We start from the raw sequence: 16,199 nt of genomic DNA, 5'->3' as shown, positions 1-16,199 counted from the left end.
CCTCTCACACCACCGTACGTACGGTTCCGTATACGGCGGTTCAATTAAGATCATTGACGCAAGTTTTCATAACGAGCTTCAAGACTTTCCAACCCTTGGTTTCTCCAATAGGAGTTACCAAGGGTTCTGTGTAATATTGGACTATTTGAAATACGCCAATAACTCTTCCGAGTATTTCCCCATTCATACGCTTGCCATTGTGGTACGCCAAGCTGAATAAGGTTGCGTGTCTTTGTTTTCGGTTTCTTCCAGTTCTTCCATAGACACATTCGAAGTCTTCTACGAATCCATTTATCTAATTCAAGGAATATAGATTTGGTGTCTGCTAACGCAAAATATCCACACCATCCCACTAGATATTGATTCAGTTTCTGAATGCGGTATTCCATCGGGTAGGGCATCTTGCGTGATGTGATTTCACGAACTTTATTCTTCATTCGTTTAAGGCTTTCTTTTGCGATACGAACCTTTGGCTCTTTATGATAGGTAAAGCTAAATCCTAGAAACTTACGTTTCCATGGACGGTCGACCGCTGATTTCTTTTCATTTACTTTCAGTCGTAGTTTTCCTTCAATGAATCGTTGAATGCTTGCCATTGTGCGAAGTCCTGCTCGTTTACTTTTCACGTAAATGTTACAGTCATCCGCATATCGAACGAATTTGTGTCCTCTTCTTTCCAATTCTTTATCTAGTTCATCTAGTACAATGTTAGATAGTAGCGGACTTAATGGTCCTCCTTGTGGAGTTCCTTCTAATGTGCTTGACACCACACCATTAATCATGACTCCCGATTGTAAATACTTACGAATCAATTTCAGTAATGGTTTATCTTGGATTCTCTTCGCGAGTGTACCCATTAATCTGTCATGGTTGACCTTATCAAAGAATTTCTCCAAGTCCATATCTACAACCCATCGATGTCCATCTCTTATATATTCTTTCGCTTTCCTCACCGCATCATGAGCACTTCGGTTTGGTCGAAATCCGTAGCTGTTTTCAGAGAATGTAGGGTCATACACTTTTGAAAGTACTTGGGCGATTGCTTGTTGAATCAAACGGTCTGTTACGGTAGGGATTCCTAGTAAACGAACACCGCCGTCAGGTTTCGGGATTTCGACTCTGCGGACTGGCATTGGTTCATAAGTTCCCTTGAGAATTGCCTCCTTAATAGATAGCCAGTTTTCGACTATGTGCTGTCGTAAGTTTTGTACGGGCATCATATCTACTCCATGGCTTCCTTTATTCTGTTCTACACGTTTTAGTGCTTGAAGCATGTTCTCCCGTGACAGGATTTGATTCAAAAGCATCGTTATTCTCCTTCCGTGAATAGCTGTTCTCTTTATGCCAGTGGTCACTCCACCCTCCAAGAGGTCCCCCACGGGATTCACCGCTTCCTTCCTCAAGTGAGGTACTACGTTTTCTGTGTTCATCATGACTCACTGAATGCCAAGGGCTATTCTCTCTTAATTGTTCAGTCCTTCTTAGTTGTTCTAGACCAACTAATACTATGACCTCTGCTGACTTCTGACGGTTCAGCTACTTATCACTAAGTAGGTTATGAAGCGTACTTCACCTATCCGCCAGACCTCCCCGGGTAAGTACATGCACTTTCACACCATCTATCCGCCTCATTTACTCGATATGACCTTCGACAGAAAGAGCTTTGTTTTGTTTCGCAAACTCACTCAATCATACCTAGCCTTATATGAGGTTCGTGTTCCTCGGACCGGTGTTTTGCCTCCAGCTTCCTTCAGATTCCGCGTCACCACGGACACCCTTGCTCTTGGCTAACCTCTACTTCTGTCTTCGGGGTTCGGGACTTACACCCTATAGTTCATGTACATGCCGGGCGCACGAAAAAAGGACATGGCCTAACACCATGTCCTTTTTTTCCATCCGCTATTTCCGGATTTTTTCAAAGTCCTTATTATAAAACCCCGCATTTCTATAAACACACTAACATGAACTGATCATTTTATGAATGAGCTCCCGGTTTTTTTGATAAAAGATTTCATTATGCGAAGACACCATACCCATCGCTTCCGCATCAGGTTGAACGTACAGTTTTGCCTTATTCACCGCTTTGATGGCATCCGGGAATGTTCCGGCAAGCAAGTGGACTTTTCCTTCATAATCCACCGCATCTCCCACCGCATAAAGTCCCGGAACATTGGTTTCACAATGTTCATTTCCTTTAATATAGTACTCATTCACGAATTCAACCTTTAATGGACTATTTTCAAATAATGATTTTTCTCTTATGTAGCCATGGTTTACAACCACTTCATCCACCGTTACATTTGTGACTTCTCCCGTTTCATTATTTGTCAATTCCACTTGCCCTATGGCTGTGCCCTCCTGGTCAGGAATCAATTTCGTAATTTCCGTATGGAAAAGGCATTCCACCGTGCTGTTCATCAATTGGGAAACTTGGGCTTCATGGGCATTCAACTGGTCTTTCCGATACGTTAAATATACTTTTTTTGCAACCGGTTCCAACTCATTACACCAGTCAACCGCTGTGTGGCCGCCCCCTGAAACGAGGACAACTTTGTCTTTGAATTTCTTTAAAGATTTGATTGTATAATTTAAATTGGCGCTATAAAAATTGGATGCGCCTTCCACCTCCAGTTTTTGGGGAGTGATGATGCCTCCTCCGATTGCCAAAATGACCGTTTTGGAAAAGTGGGTTTGTCCGCGATCCGTTTTTAATACGAAAATCCCTTCATCGTCCTTGGAAATCTCCGTCACCTTTTCCCCTAACACAATGGTAGGCTCAAAGGTCATTGCCTGCTCCACCATCTGCTGAATTAATTTCTCCCCGGTAATCGGTGTTAATGCCCCCACATCCCAAATCAATTTTTCGGGATAAACATTGACTTTCCCGCCCAAATAATGCTGGGATTCGATAATTTTGGTTTTCATTTCCCTTAAACCGCTGTAAAAGGCGGAAAATAGTCCACTGGGTCCTCCGCCAATAATGGTCACATCATATATATCATGTAATTTCATTATGAATCCTCCTGGTCAAAACCCTGTTACGATAATGATAATCAATCTCATTATGAATTTTAACATACCAACATTCACATGGGAATGGACAATTTAATTGGACACTGAAAATAAAATGTTTATTCAATTAAAAAGCAAGGTTAAGAAAGTAGCTTTCCTTCTTCCTAACCTTGCCTATGTTTGGCTTTATTCATTGCATGATGCATATTGAAGGACCATTTCCTCCAATACATCGACCCCTATTAAAATATCCTCCAAACTCGTAAATTCGTCCGGGTGATGGCTGAGTCCATTTACCGACGGAATGAAGATTAAACCTGTTGGACAAAGTTTCATCATATTCATCGCATCATGGCCCGCACCGCTCGGCATTTTTTTATAAGGGATGTTTTTCTGTTCACATATCTTTTCCGTCATTGTTATGATTTGTTCCGAAAGCGGCACCGGCTCTTCGAAAGACAGCTCCTGGCAAATCACATCCAATCCCCGTTTTTGTTTAACATAATGGATCGTTTCATGCAGATGATTTACGACCCTTTGACGAGATTCAATGGAAGTTCCACGGATATCCACTTTGATTTCCACTTCCCCCGGCACCACGTTCATGGCGCCGGAAGCAACCTCGAGCACTCCGACCGTGGCAACGGTACCATACGGTTGTTCTTGTATTGCGATCTTTTCCAATTCCAAAGCGATTTCCGACGCACCAAGCAATGCGTCTCTTCTCAAGTTCATCGGTGTCGTGCCGGAGTGGGAAGGGGCCCCAATAATTTTGATGGCATACCGGATGGGAGCCGCAATGCCCGTGACAATGCCAATTTTTTTATTTTCCTTTTCCAATACGGGTCCTTGTTCGATATGCAATTCAAAAAAAGCTTTGATCGGCTCGCCTTGTCTATTTGCTTCTTCCACCGTATCTATTTCAAGCGCGCATAAAGCCATTGCTTCCTCCAGGGTGATGCCATTCCGGTCTTTTAAGTGTCTATATTTTTCTTTATCAAACATTCCGGTCATCGCTTTGCTTCCCAATGTGGCGACACCAAAACGGGAAGATTCTTCACAGGCGAAGGAGATTACTTCAATTGGATGATCCGTGATAATCCTTTTATCATTTAGCCGGTGCACCACTTCCAATGCCGCGATCACACCCACGACCCCATCAAATTTACCGCCTTGATATACCGTATCCAAGTGGGAGCCCACCAAAACGGGAGGAAGGTTTTTCATTCTCCCTTCCCTTCTTGCAATCACATTTCCGCATTGATCCATACGAACGGTAAGTCCCGCATCCATGCACATTCTCATGAACGCTTGCGTGCAGGCTTGTTCTTCATTTGTATAGGCTACTCTAGTAATTCCTATTTCTCCGGAATTGTATTGGTTCATTTTGTCCAACAGAGTTTGATATCTTTCTTTCGAATTCATAGACATCACCCGCCTCATCATTTAACTGTATTTAATCATTATATGATAGATTTGCTACCAATATAAACTATCTTTGCAGGCAAAAATAAAGAGGCGGGTTTTGTCCCAGCCCCAATAATTTTGTACCAAATCACTCTTTTCCGTTTCTCTCCTTTTTCGCCAGGTAATTTGCTTTGTGGAACAAATCTTTCATCAAAGCGGCTGCTCCTGCCACCAATATCCCTTGCAACACCGCTTCAACAACCCAGCCGTAATTGGCGATGCAAAAAGCGATCCCCAAAACCACTTGAACCCATGGAGTGACCCAAGGAGGGACTTTCGGGGTCCGGTTCAGGAACAGCCCGATTAAATAAAGCACAGGAATCATCACGACCGATTCAGGATATATATAATTTTCCAATATAAAAAAATCCATCTTTCATCCCTCTTTGTTCCAGAATGAATTGAATAAAATCTATAAAGATTCCTCTAAATATTCTATGTTCAGGATGAAAAAACGGTTCTTTGGCAATAGAACGTTGCTAGTTTAAAAAAATTAAATTTTAACACATTTGTTACTTTTTACATTTAATAATAAGGGTACAATATTATTGACTATTAATATTGGAGGCGTTTTATGATGAGAGGATGGCTATTTTCCGGTACAAACAAACCGATTGAAAAAGAAGATCCAAAGGCGATTCCTGGCCATGTAGTCCTTGAAGTGAAGGCTGCCGGTCTTTGCCACTCAGATGTCGCAGCATTGCAAGATCCGGGCTGGATGCCTTTGTTCCCGAATGGACCTGTCATTATGGGCCATGAATTTGCCGGTGTCGTTATTGAAGTGGGAGAAGGTGTTGAAGATTTAAAAGTTGGGGATCGCGTCGGAGTAAACCCGATGGATCGGGAAACAAAAATTACCGCCGGGTATAACTATGATGGCGGATATGCGGAAAAAGTGCGCGTTCCTGCTAAACAATGCGTAAAAATTCCTGATGGCGTTTCCTTTGTGGAAGGAGCAGCTGCAACCGATGCCGGCATCACAGCTTATCGTGCCCTCTTCACCATCGGACAAGCCAAAGAAGGTACAAAAGTGGGGATTATCGGTGTCGGCGGACTTGGACAGTTTGCTCTGCAAATGGCATTAATCAAAGGATGCAAAGTATACGCGACAGATATTTCTCCAGAGGCCAAACAATTGGCAAAAGAACTCGGCGCACACAAAGTGTACGATTCGATTCTTGATATGAAAGAAGCGGAATGTGACGTCATTGTCGACTTTGCTGGTTTTGGACAAACAACTGCTGAGGCATTGGAAGCGATCAGACCTCAAGGAACAGTCGTCATCGTTGGTATGGGAATTTTGGAAGCCAACATCAACACTTACTTGATGATTACAAAAGAAATTAAACTGTTAGGAAGCAACGGCGGTACTGTTGAAGACTTGAAAGGTGTATATGATTGTTTTGCGACAGGAAAAATGTCTCCAAACTTGGTCACAATCCCATTCGAAGAAATCGACAAAGGTTTGGAAAAATTGAAAAACCATGAAGTAAAAGGTCGTTTGGTGGCTGTATTTGAATAACTAAATTACCGATATTAAAATCAGGTTTCAATTTTTTGAAAACTGATTTTTATTTGGATTGTTCCAAAATGGACACTTTTTCTCGTCCAACACAAAGTATATTACTTTTTCACTAACATTTTCTTAAAACCAAACTGATTTACTGATATAATAGAATTAATTTACATCATTAGCTGAGTCTTTTGGTATTATTTCCTATATTAGCATTACTAAATACATAGTTGATTTTCACAAAGGGGATCAAACATATTTTTCTATCTATCCAGGGGGAATTTGTATGGAGAGATTATTACGATCAAGTGTTGCAAAAAAAGCGCTTATGAAAGTGCAAAATGTAGCCACAAAAGTCAGAGACAAGTGGGATTATGAAAAAGAGATTGAAGAGCAGATAAGTGTAATTCGGGACGTGTTGGATAAGGAGCTGGATCGGGACGAATATCTGGTCATTGTCGATGAAGACGGCTTCGGATACATCCATACCAACCGTTTAAGAGAAGGTTCTTCTTTCAATGACAAAGTCGGTTTGGCAGCTGCACAGACTAACACAGGATTGCTGCAAATCTATCCAAGAAATACGGGAGAAATACTGATTGATGCATCATGTCCACTTTTAACGGATAAAAATGGCAAACGCTTTAATATAAGATTGGGCAGGCTTGTTCACGAGCCGTTTATCGGGGCCATTTTCGGAAGTTTAACAGCGGTCTCCGGCATCGTTTCCGCCATCATCACATACATAGCAAGCAAAGACATCGTCGCCGCAGCCAGTGTCTTATTCGGAACTTCGATGGTGAGCGGGATTTTAAGTTTCATTTTCCACCATATCATTATGAGAAGATTGCGGGAATGGTATGGGGTTACGAAAAAAATATCTTCCGGAAACTTGAATGCCCAGGTGGAAAAGGTGGGCTTCCGCAACGAATTTCACCAAATCGGTTATGAAATCAATAAAGTCATTTTAGGACTCCGCGCAATCATCGATGAATTTAAACATGCCGCCGAAACCGTGGAGCGGATCAGTAAAGAGCAGGAGAAAGAAACACAACGAATTTCTACTACTTTTGAAGAATTGTCGGCAGCTGTTCAAACTTTCCGAAGCGGTGCCGAGACACAGCGGTATTCGATTGCCAATGCCAATGAAATGGTGGAAACCATGATGAGTCAAGTTCAAGAGATGCAGGAAGAAGTGGAAAAAGCGGTTTCAGGTGCGGACGAAGCATTACAAAATGCCGGAAAGGGACAAGAAGCCATTCAATTTGCGCAACAACAAATGGAAAAAATCCAAAACGATGTTGTCAATTCCGCATCGAAAATTTTAAAAATTACCCAAGAAGCCAATATCGTGAAAGAGAAAGTTGCTTCCATCACCCGAATTGCAAAGCAAACAAACTTGCTTGCCCTCAATGCTTCCATTGAAGCTTCCCGCGCCGGGGAGTCAGGGAAGGGATTTGCCGTTGTAGCCAATGAAGTTCGGAAACTGGCGGAAGGAACGAACGAATTTGCGGAAGAGATTATGACTTTATTAGAAAAAACATACAACGATTTGGAAACGGCCGTCAGCCAAGTGGAGAATAATGTTAAAGCGATCGATAAAGGCATGGAAGCCGTTTCCCAAACAGACAAAGTGATTGAACAATTGATTCAAACCTCTGTTTCCACTAAAAACTTGGTATTGAATAACCGTAAATTTGTAGATCTTGTCCATGAAGATGGAAATAAACTTCAAGAAATTATGAAACAAGTGAACACCATCGCAAATGACTTTACAAATATGGTAGCCGCAACAAATGAGAGCGTGGATATTCAAGTGGAGGCAATTAACACCCTCGCGCAGAATGCTTCAAAACTTGCGGAAGAAGCCATCCACTTGAACGGTATCATTAATCGGTTTCATTATTAAGTAGTGAGGCTGGGACAAAACTAGCTTCTAGATAGGAAAAAGGAGAATTTGAGTTGGCTCAAATTCTCCTTTTTCCATTTATCCCCATTATTTTTGGTTAGTTGATCTTTGTTGGCCGTGTATTTTCGTAAATTCACGGCCATTAAGGCAATGCCCATTTCATTTTCCACTTTCGATTTTCCTCGAACGGAAAATCGAGTGAAACGCAAATTAGCCTTCAAGAATCCAAAAACTGGTTCTACGTCTATTTTACGTTGACGGAAAATAGAACCAGCTTTTTCTTCTGAAAGCTTCGCTCTTACATATTCTTTTTGTTGTTCCCATTTTTCATTCACCATGACCTTTCGGTGATTGCCTTCCTTTGCTTTTGTGCATGATGAACGAAATGGACATCCTGAACAGTTTTCACATTCATAGATTTTCAATTCTCGTTTGAAACCAGTCTTATCTGTACGTACAGAACGATAACGGAAGGTTACTCGCTGCTGATTTGGACAAATGTAGGTATCACTTTCTTCGTCGTACATCCAATTGTCTGGATGAAATGGATTTTGTTTATATTTCTTCTTTTGTTCTTTCTCATACATGGTATATGGAATGAGTGCCTCACATTTTCGATTCGAAAGGATGTCTTCATAGTTTTGTTCACTACCATAACCAGCATCTGCGACAATATACTTTGGCAACGGAAAATAATCCTTTTCTATCTTATTCAAGAACGGAATTAATGTACGTGTATCAGTAGGATTTGGAAAGATGCTATAAGCTAGTGCGTATTGACCTTCTGTTGCGATTTGTACGTTGTATCCAGCCTTCAATTGACCGTTTTTCATATAGTCGTCTTTCATTCGCATGAACGTCGCATCTAAGTCTGTTTTGGAATAACTGTTCCGTTCCCCCAAGATGTCCAAGTCTTTTTGGTATTTTTGTTTTCGTAGAATGAAGTCTATTAATTGTTTGTACGCTTGTTTTGGATATTTTCGTTCGCTTCTTAATGCTTTTCGTTCTGTGGCATCGGGCGATGCTTCTATCTTTTGGTCATATTCCGTAATCACTTCATCGACTTGTTGCACCATTTGAGCGAGTTCTTCAACGGACAGTTCTCCCTCATTTTCCCGCTCCATTTCAGGGATGATTTCCTTCTCTAACAGTTCGTTGTAGAGCTGATTGGATTTTTCAATTAAGCTTTGGTTGTATTTTTCAATGGATTTCTTCCATACGAAAGTAAATTTATTGGCATTCGCTTCAATCTTCGTACCATCGATAAAAATGGCTTCTTGATCGATTAACTTTTCTTCCACCAGTTGGCAACGGAATTGGACAAAACATTGACGAATTAATTCTTTTACTTCCGGATGCACACGAAAACGATTGATCGTCCGATAACTTGGTTCATATCCTTGTGCCAACCACATCATTCGTATACTGTCCTTTAATAGCGCTTCAATTTTTCGACCTGAAAAGACAGACTGCGAATAGGCACACAAAATAATTTTTAGCATCATGCGTGGATGATAAGCAGGACAACCTGTATTTCGAAGAAACGGCTGGAAGGCTTCATCTGGAATACTTTCAACTAAATGGTGAATGTGGAAGGCAATATCATTTTCTTGTAATTTTATTTCTAAATCTAGAGGCAAAACTAATTGATTCATGTTATAATATTTGAACATAAGGACCCTTCTTTCTGTTAGGTTTTGTGTGCTAACTTAATTTTAACAGAAGAGGTCCTTATTTTTTATTGAAAAAATGAAAAACAGCCCATGAAATTTCATTCCAAAATTTCATGGGCTGTTTCCATTTTAGAGGGGGTTTTGTCCCAGCCTCTTTTGCTTTTCAACATACTCCTTCACTTTCTGCTGGATTTCAGCAACCAGGGAGGAGTTGATGTTTCTTTCCCTTCCTTTCGAATCGCGGCTTGCCATTTGATTTCCTTTCGACCCTTTACTTTTTTGTTTATTTCCTTTGGAGCCACCACTTTTATTGCCTTTGGAGCCTTTACTTTTCTGTTTATCCCCCTTGGAACCGCCGCTCTTATTGCCTTTGGAGCCTTTGCTTTTCTGTTTATCCCCCTTGGAACCGCCGCTCTTATTGCCTTTGGAGCCTTTGCTTTTTTGTTTATCTCCCTTGGAACCGCCGCTTTTGTTGCCTTTGCTTCTCTCTTTTCCCCCTTTGGATCCGGCACTTTTGTTCCCTTTTGAACCTTTGCTTCTTTCTTTATTCCCTTTTGATTTCCCTTTGCTACCGTTTGATTTCTTGTTTTTCACTTCAACCGCCGCCTGGAGCAGTTCCGGGTCTTCGATCGGGTTGTTAAACATATATTGAAGTAAATCGTTCTCTCCGGCAATTTCAACCAGTTTTCTGACATCATCAACTAATAAAGTACTAATCTTAATCCCCTCCATATACAAAGATTTGTTCTTTATAGTTTATGTATTTCATTGCTCACGCTTTGGGTGATTTTCCAACTTCAAGAATAATTTTTGGGAGGCATCCATGTGGAAACATATTCCATCGAAATATCTAAGAAGAATTTGAAAAGAATCAATAAAAATATTTGGGCAGATGTTTATGTTGATGCCCGGTTAACCATCAATGACCAACGTTATGACATTCGTATCGGTTTAAGAGGGAATCAACTGCGGAAACACAAAAAGAAATCCTACCATATCATTTTTGAACAGCCTCATTTGATGGAGGGGCATCACGAAATCCATTTAAATGCGGAATACAAAGATCCATCCTTGATTCGGAATAAACTCTCCTTTGTTTTTTTCCAAAAAATCGGTGTGCTTGCACCGGAATCGAGACATATCCGCTTGTTGATCAACGGGGAAAAACAAGGGATCTATTTAGCCATCGAATCATTCGATCAGTATTTTTTAAAAAGAAAAAATTTGCCCGAGGGCTCGATCTATTATGCCACGAATGATGATGCCAATTTTTCTTTGTACACCCCTGAAGGATACTTGAAAAAATCTTTGATGGATGGATATACAACAAAATATTCCTACCAAACCCATGAACACTTGAAAAATATGCTGATTATCATCAACACTTATCCTGATGAAACATTTCGGGAAGAAATTCAAAAAATATTGGATGTTGGGAAATATTTGAGGTGGCTTGCAGGGGTTGTATGTACACAAAACTTTGATGGTTTTATCCATAATTACGCCTTATATCACAATAGTGCCACCCAATTATTCGAAATCTCCCCATGGGATTATGATGGTTCGTGGGGAAGAAACCTGCATGGTGAACCACTTGGGCTTGAATTTGTTCCGATTAAGGGATATAACACTTTAACAGCCAGATTATTGGAAATCGAACAATTTAAGCAAATGTATCGGGGGATTTTGGAAAGCATACTGCAGGAACAGTTCACAATTTCAACCATTCAGCCGCAAATCGATGAACTGCAATCTGAAATTCTGCCTTATCTCCAAAAAGATCCCTACATAAAGAAGCGCAGAAAAAAATTCCTGAAGGAGAGGGATTTTATTCTGCAGTTCATTGAAAAGCGAAACAAATTTTTGCGGGAGCAGTTGGATTCGCTTTATTAATAACTTCTCCCCCCCCTATCCAATTGGAAATCCTTTTTCATAGAGGAGGAGAATGAGTGTATTCCGTAATTTCTTTACACCTCATCATTTTATTCCACTCTGATGTTTTATAATAAAACAAGCAATACCCACAAATACAAACTTAATAGACTGACCGTCAGCGCAACTGGTATGATCAAAATTGTAATACATATATATTTTCCCCAAGTCATCCTTATATTGTGTTTTTTTAGTATAAACATCCAGATAAGTGTGGCCAATGTGCCGATGGGTGTCAGCAATGACCCGATATCGCTTCCTATGACATTGGCAAGATAGGCAACCTGCAATAATGCCGGATTCAAACCCATTTCCGTTATTGCCAGCGTCCCAATCATTACAGCAGGCAAATTATTGAAAATATTTGAAAGAACTGTCGTCAATATTCCCATTATGATTGTGGCGTTGAATGCACCTTGCTCAACGATCTCTTTGAATGTGGTTATAATCAGCGTATTTAATCCGAGATTTTTCAACCCATATACAAGTACATACATGCTGAAGGCAAATAATAAAATGTGCCATGGAGAATTCATGACCACATCTTTTATGCCCATTCTTCTTTTGAACCAACGGATCGCTATCAGTACAAATGCTCCAATTAAACCGATCAACTCCAGAGGAATTCCGAATGGGGAAAGGGCGAAAAAGGCTCCTCTGGTAATCACCACAACCGCAATGCAAATTTTAAATAAATGATGATCGATATCCGTATCAGCTGACGGATCAAGAGGATGGGTAAAAATATTCGATGGTTTGTCGTGAATCGAAATTAATCCCAATTGTTTCGGAATACTCTTTCTGAATAAGAAATATAGCAGCAGACTCATTGTAAAAATGCCAATCATCGAAGGAATGAACATGATTTTCACATAACCGTTTAAATCCAGACCAACAATTTTCAACGCTATTAAATTGGAAATATTGCTTACTGCTATCGGTGCACTTGAAGCTGTTGCAATCAGTGCTCCGGAAATCAGATATGGGGTGTATTGATGGGGTTTCAATGATAAAAACCGGATAATATGGATGATGATGGGGGTTGTAATGAGAATGCTTCCATCGTTATTGAATAACATCGTCATAAAAAAGCATAATAGATTGATATATACATAGAGCCTGATTCCTGAATTATTCGATTTTATGATAATGTTTTGGGCAATCCATTTAAAAAAACCGATACTCTCCAATACAATGGACATCATAATAGCGGAAAGTATTGTAAGTGAGGGGCCACTTACAATACTCAGAATGTTTTTTAGATCTTGGATGCTTACAAATCCTAGTACGACAATCATCGCAGCCCCTATTGTCACCGGAATCGTTTCATTGATCCCCTTAGGTCTCCAAAGCATAAATGCAATGGAGAGAGTAAAAATGATTAACATGAGAATCGTAGAAAAATCTACCATTTAAACAGCCGCCTTAGATTCTTCATATGTCGACTTGGTCGTTTCCACCACTGCTTCTTCCTTTGTTGGCACCGGTGATTTCAGAAATAACTTATAAAACAAAACACCTACAATTGAGAAGTAAAGGAGCATCATCAATGTTTTCCCTCCTTCTCCTATCAACCTTTAATAATAACGTCTCTCCTTTAACTGCAAATACATTTTTTCTGCATGTTTCATGATGGCTCTATATTGGTTTTCCATGTGATACATTCTTTCTGCAAATTTCATTAATGCATAGTACTGATATTCCAATAGCCGCTTATTATCTTCCATGAGCATTTTCACCGGCTCATGCAAGAAGTCTGTTTCTTCACCGGAAGCTGCGTGCACGATTGGCTCCAAAATCTCTTCAACGTTTTCTTCCGCATTTTCCTGCTCCGCTGCCACCGCAATTTCTCCGGTCACTGGTTGAATTTCATGCACTTGATCAGCCGGTTGCTCTGTTTCTTCCAAGGATTCAGAAACAATTCCGATGTCGAAGTCTTCTTTCTCTGCAATTGCTGCAATATCTTCTGTCAAAGCAATATCCGTTTTTTTTAGTTCCGGATTCAATTCATCTGTTTCCTTGTTCTTATCACTTGGAACATCCGCTTCCATTGTCGTCAATTCCCAAGTGCAATCTTGTATTGGAGAGTTGAATTTTACTTCTTGGAAGTGAGGTCTTTTTTGGTGTTTTTTCTTCTTTTTAGCGAGTGTGGCTGTCTGCTTTTTCTCCATATCTTCATCCGCTGTGGTTGATTTTATTTCAATCTCTTGCGGGTTTTCCGATTCGTTTCGAGGTGATTCGTGAAGGAAGGTGTCATTTGCCGTAATTACTTCGATATTCTCATCTTGGACCGTTACGTTTGTTTGTTCTTCGTGCTGTTCTTCTTGTTGGGCAACTGTTGTTTGTTCCGGAGAATCCTGATGCGTCGTCTCTTCTTCATTTGCCCTTGGAACAAGCTGTTTCATTTTTTCTTTGATCGTTTCCGCTATCGCTTTTTTCTGCTCTTCTGTCAATTGGTTATCCGTGTTAGACAAGTTTGAATCTGATGGAACAAAGGTGATGTTTGATGCCGCATTGGATACAAGATTTTCGATTTGATTTTCATCCACTTGCTCATTAAGAACATTTGTAATTTGCGATTTTAATATAAAGAATTGTCTGTCTCCGTTAATCAATAATATATAGTCGTTGAAAACCCTGCTAAGCACTCCCGAAAAGCTTTGATTGTTGAAACTGTTGACGGTGATCCATTGCAAATACATTGTTTTTAGAATTTCATCCAGTTTCGCCCGGTTGATGGTTGCAATTTTTGAACCGTTATTGTTTAATCCTGAATCATTCACATTCTTCGAAATGGCTTTGATTTGGGTGATAGGAAAATATAAAATCTTTTCATCCGCTTTAACAATCAAATGATCATCTTGAACACTTAATAAGGTGCCATGAATGGATTGGTTTTCAGCCAGAAATAATTCGATCTCTAAGCCTTCTAAACCTCTGATAGTATCCAACAAATTATCCGCATTCAAAATTAGGGCCTCCTTTTACATGCAATCCGCACAAAGTTTCCCCTATTGTTGGCTGTTTTCATCCTGTTGTTTTTCAGGTTCTTTCTTTTCAGGTTTCAAGCCATAGCTCACATTGCGGATATGGAACATTGCTACACGGATGACTTCATTATTTTTGACGATAGTGGCATAATCATCAAATATTTCTTCCAATACCCCTTCCACTGACTCAGGTCCTCCACGGTTAATTTTCACCCATCGATGACGCAACTCTGTCAATACGGATTTGAAATCCATAAAACTCTCAAACCGTTTGAAATCTTCCGGCACTTCTGCATTCAACTTCATTTCATTTCTTGAATCTTGTGTAATGCTTTTAACATGTTGCAGTTTATAGAACACTACACCGTCTTGTTCCGTCAATAATGCGAAATAATCACTTTGTGCAGAAATCACTTTTCCAACCCTTGACTCAGGTCCTCCACGGTCAACTCTGACAACTTTGTTCAATAAAGATTGCATAAGCTCCCTGTTCATTGTTGTTCCTCCCATTATAAAATTCATTATTATTTATACGTGTAAAGGCAAAAAGGTACATAGTTATACGCCTATTCATCAATAATTAATTAGGGATTGGCGTTATGTTTATTGTATGAACGGTGAATGAAATCTGATATTGATTATTCATGACAAAACATAAAAAAGCCGGATTTGAATTGAATCCGGCTTTTTTTATGTGATGGAATGTTTATATAGATGTTCTTTTTCATTTCCCCTGATTTTCGGCCACTTCCATTGTCAAAGTCCGACTAAAAAATCCTCCATTCAGAAAAATTTCTCCCCATACTTTTTATACCTTCACTTTCACCAAAAGGAATCCGGTTTTTTTCTATTATATTTTTCTAAAAAAACTCGTAATAATTACCCAAATATAGATTTGATTCTCACATAATCTAATGGCAGCCAAATAGAAAGGAGGGATTATATTGGACAGGAGAAACCGCCGTATGAATTCCGTTACCGATCAAAGTGTGAACCTTCTGATAGACAGTGTCCTTAAAAGGAACGGGGTAAAACTTAGAAAACCCCGATTAAGCGTGCAAGAAAAAAGAAAGTTAAAAAACTTGCTTATGGACTTAGAAAATAATGTGAACAAATTGGTGAAAACAATTAAGAAGTGAGACCCATAAACCGCAAAAGGAGGAATAATGGCATGGGCAAAAGCACAGTTTGGCGTGGAAATATGCCTGCTGTTGAAGGAATCGATATGACTAAAAGAAGTAGAGAAAGAAGTTGGAGTGCATTAGATCCTTCTTCCGTACATCCTATGGATCGGGATAAAAACAACTTGGAAGGATCAATCGATAATATTCAAGAATCCTATGAGCAAATTATTGTCATTGATTCAGCAGATGTTGAAATTACAACGACAGATACGCAAGCGGCATTGTCCCTGCAAGTGGCATTGCAGGCTGCCATCAGTTTGGTTCTCAGCATTTCCATTGGCAGCAGCAGAGAAGCTGAAAGAATCACGCAAGAATTAATTGCAAATGTAAAATCAAAACAAATCAATAGACAACAAACATATGTCGAAAATTCCAGAGGAGTCAGAATTACTACAACTGACACAGATCTGATCATCAACATCCAATTATTACTGCAAATTTTAATCGCTTTAATGGCAAGAATCGACGTCCTCTAAAGGGCAGAATGGATCGTGCAGCGCCGCAAACGCTGCACCCTTT

Annotated in this window: 14 protein-coding genes; 4 read left to right on the top strand and 10 right to left on the bottom strand. The window is 39.9% G+C overall.

All coding sequences use genetic code 11. The annotated features are described in order from the left end of the window. Positions 1-50: 50 nt before the first annotated feature. The 4 genes from ltrA to NSS77_RS08800 form a co-directional block, all read right to left on the bottom strand. The gene (ltrA, locus tag NSS77_RS08815; protein ID WP_342471176.1) at positions 51-1,307 is read right to left on the bottom strand and encodes a group II intron reverse transcriptase/maturase; all 1,257 of its coding nucleotides are present in this window, start codon (positions 1,305-1,307) and stop codon (positions 51-53) included. 649 nt (positions 1,308-1,956) lie between these two features. After that, positions 1,957-3,012 (bottom strand): NAD(P)/FAD-dependent oxidoreductase, encoded by a 1,056-nt coding sequence (locus NSS77_RS08810; RefSeq protein WP_342468458.1) that lies wholly within the window; start codon positions 3,010-3,012, stop codon positions 1,957-1,959. Between the two features lie 186 nt (positions 3,013-3,198). Next, on the bottom strand, positions 3,199-4,437 hold the full coding sequence (locus NSS77_RS08805) for a Zn-dependent hydrolase (RefSeq protein WP_342468457.1): 1,239 nt from the start codon (positions 4,435-4,437) through the stop codon (positions 3,199-3,201). A 130-nt stretch (positions 4,438-4,567) separates the two neighbouring features. After that, complete coding sequence (locus NSS77_RS08800; RefSeq protein ID WP_342468456.1) at positions 4,568-4,852, bottom strand: phage holin family protein; 285 nt, start codon at positions 4,850-4,852, stop codon at positions 4,568-4,570. Between the two features lie 201 nt (positions 4,853-5,053). Between NSS77_RS08800 and NSS77_RS08795 the strand changes: the two genes are divergently transcribed. After that, on the top strand, positions 5,054-6,001 hold the full coding sequence (locus NSS77_RS08795) for a zinc-binding dehydrogenase (RefSeq protein ID WP_342468455.1): 948 nt from the start codon (positions 5,054-5,056) through the stop codon (positions 5,999-6,001). 277 nt (positions 6,002-6,278) lie between these two features. Then, positions 6,279-7,901, top strand: coding sequence for a methyl-accepting chemotaxis protein (locus tag NSS77_RS08790; protein WP_342468454.1), 1,623 nt, complete (start codon positions 6,279-6,281; stop codon positions 7,899-7,901). A gap of 20 nt (positions 7,902-7,921) precedes the next feature. Here the strand turns inward: NSS77_RS08790 and NSS77_RS08785 are convergent, their stop codons facing one another. After that, positions 7,922-9,574 (bottom strand): IS1182 family transposase, encoded by a 1,653-nt coding sequence (locus NSS77_RS08785; protein ID WP_342468453.1) that lies wholly within the window; start codon positions 9,572-9,574, stop codon positions 7,922-7,924. A 129-nt stretch (positions 9,575-9,703) separates the two neighbouring features. Further along, positions 9,704-10,306, bottom strand: a complete 603-nt coding sequence (locus NSS77_RS08780) for a hypothetical protein (RefSeq protein WP_342468452.1) — start codon at positions 10,304-10,306, stop codon at positions 9,704-9,706. Positions 10,307-10,399: 93 nt separating this feature from the next. Between NSS77_RS08780 and NSS77_RS08775 the strand changes: the two genes are divergently transcribed. Continuing rightward, entirely contained in the window at positions 10,400-11,467 is a 1,068-nt protein-coding gene (locus tag NSS77_RS08775; RefSeq protein ID WP_342468451.1) for a CotH kinase family protein, read from the top strand. A 107-nt stretch (positions 11,468-11,574) separates the two neighbouring features. On the opposite strand, the gene NSS77_RS08770 is transcribed toward NSS77_RS08775, so the two are convergent. From NSS77_RS08770 to NSS77_RS08755, 4 genes are read right to left on the bottom strand one after another with little or no spacing between them, the layout of a single operon-like run. Then, a complete protein-coding gene (locus NSS77_RS08770; protein WP_342468450.1) occupies positions 11,575-12,918 on the bottom strand; it encodes an ArsB/NhaD family transporter in 1,344 nt (447 codons plus the stop codon). Continuing rightward, a complete protein-coding gene (locus NSS77_RS08765) occupies positions 12,919-13,056 on the bottom strand; it encodes a hypothetical protein (protein WP_342468449.1) in 138 nt (45 codons plus the stop codon). It lies immediately after the preceding gene. Positions 13,057-13,083: 27 nt separating this feature from the next. Then, positions 13,084-14,475, bottom strand: a complete 1,392-nt coding sequence (locus NSS77_RS08760) for a hypothetical protein (protein ID WP_342468448.1) — start codon at positions 14,473-14,475, stop codon at positions 13,084-13,086. 42 nt (positions 14,476-14,517) lie between these two features. Beyond that, positions 14,518-14,991, bottom strand: coding sequence for a hypothetical protein (locus NSS77_RS08755; protein ID WP_342468447.1), 474 nt, complete (start codon positions 14,989-14,991; stop codon positions 14,518-14,520). Between the two features lie 724 nt (positions 14,992-15,715). Here NSS77_RS08755 and NSS77_RS08750 point away from each other — a divergent pair. Next, entirely contained in the window at positions 15,716-16,156 is a 441-nt protein-coding gene (locus NSS77_RS08750; RefSeq protein ID WP_342471241.1) for a spore coat protein, read from the top strand. Positions 16,157-16,199 lie beyond the last annotated feature (43 nt).

Source organism: Ureibacillus sp. FSL K6-3587, assembly GCF_038593165.1.
Taxonomy (GTDB): Bacteria; Bacillota; Bacilli; order Bacillales_A; family Planococcaceae; genus Ureibacillus; species Ureibacillus suwonensis.
This window is presented reverse-complemented; position numbering and strand designations above follow the sequence as displayed.

Coding starts and splice junctions, on each gene's coding strand:
- ltrA (WP_342471176.1), bottom strand. CDS start 1,307: ATGCTTTTGAATCAAATCCTGTCACGGGAGAACATGCTTCAAGCACTA.
- NSS77_RS08810 (WP_342468458.1), bottom strand. CDS start 3,012: ATGAAATTACATGATATATATGATGTGACCATTATTGGCGGAGGACCC.
- NSS77_RS08805 (WP_342468457.1), bottom strand. CDS start 4,437: ATGAATTCGAAAGAAAGATATCAAACTCTGTTGGACAAAATGAACCAA.
- NSS77_RS08800 (WP_342468456.1), bottom strand. CDS start 4,852: ATGGATTTTTTTATATTGGAAAATTATATATATCCTGAATCGGTCGTG.
- NSS77_RS08795 (WP_342468455.1), top strand. CDS start 5,054: ATGATGAGAGGATGGCTATTTTCCGGTACAAACAAACCGATTGAAAAA.
- NSS77_RS08790 (WP_342468454.1), top strand. CDS start 6,279: ATGGAGAGATTATTACGATCAAGTGTTGCAAAAAAAGCGCTTATGAAA.
- NSS77_RS08785 (WP_342468453.1), bottom strand. CDS start 9,574: ATGTTCAAATATTATAACATGAATCAATTAGTTTTGCCTCTAGATTTA.
- NSS77_RS08780 (WP_342468452.1), bottom strand. CDS start 10,306: ATGGAGGGGATTAAGATTAGTACTTTATTAGTTGATGATGTCAGAAAA.
- NSS77_RS08770 (WP_342468450.1), bottom strand. CDS start 12,918: ATGGTAGATTTTTCTACGATTCTCATGTTAATCATTTTTACTCTCTCC.
- NSS77_RS08755 (WP_342468447.1), bottom strand. CDS start 14,991: ATGAACAGGGAGCTTATGCAATCTTTATTGAACAAAGTTGTCAGAGTT.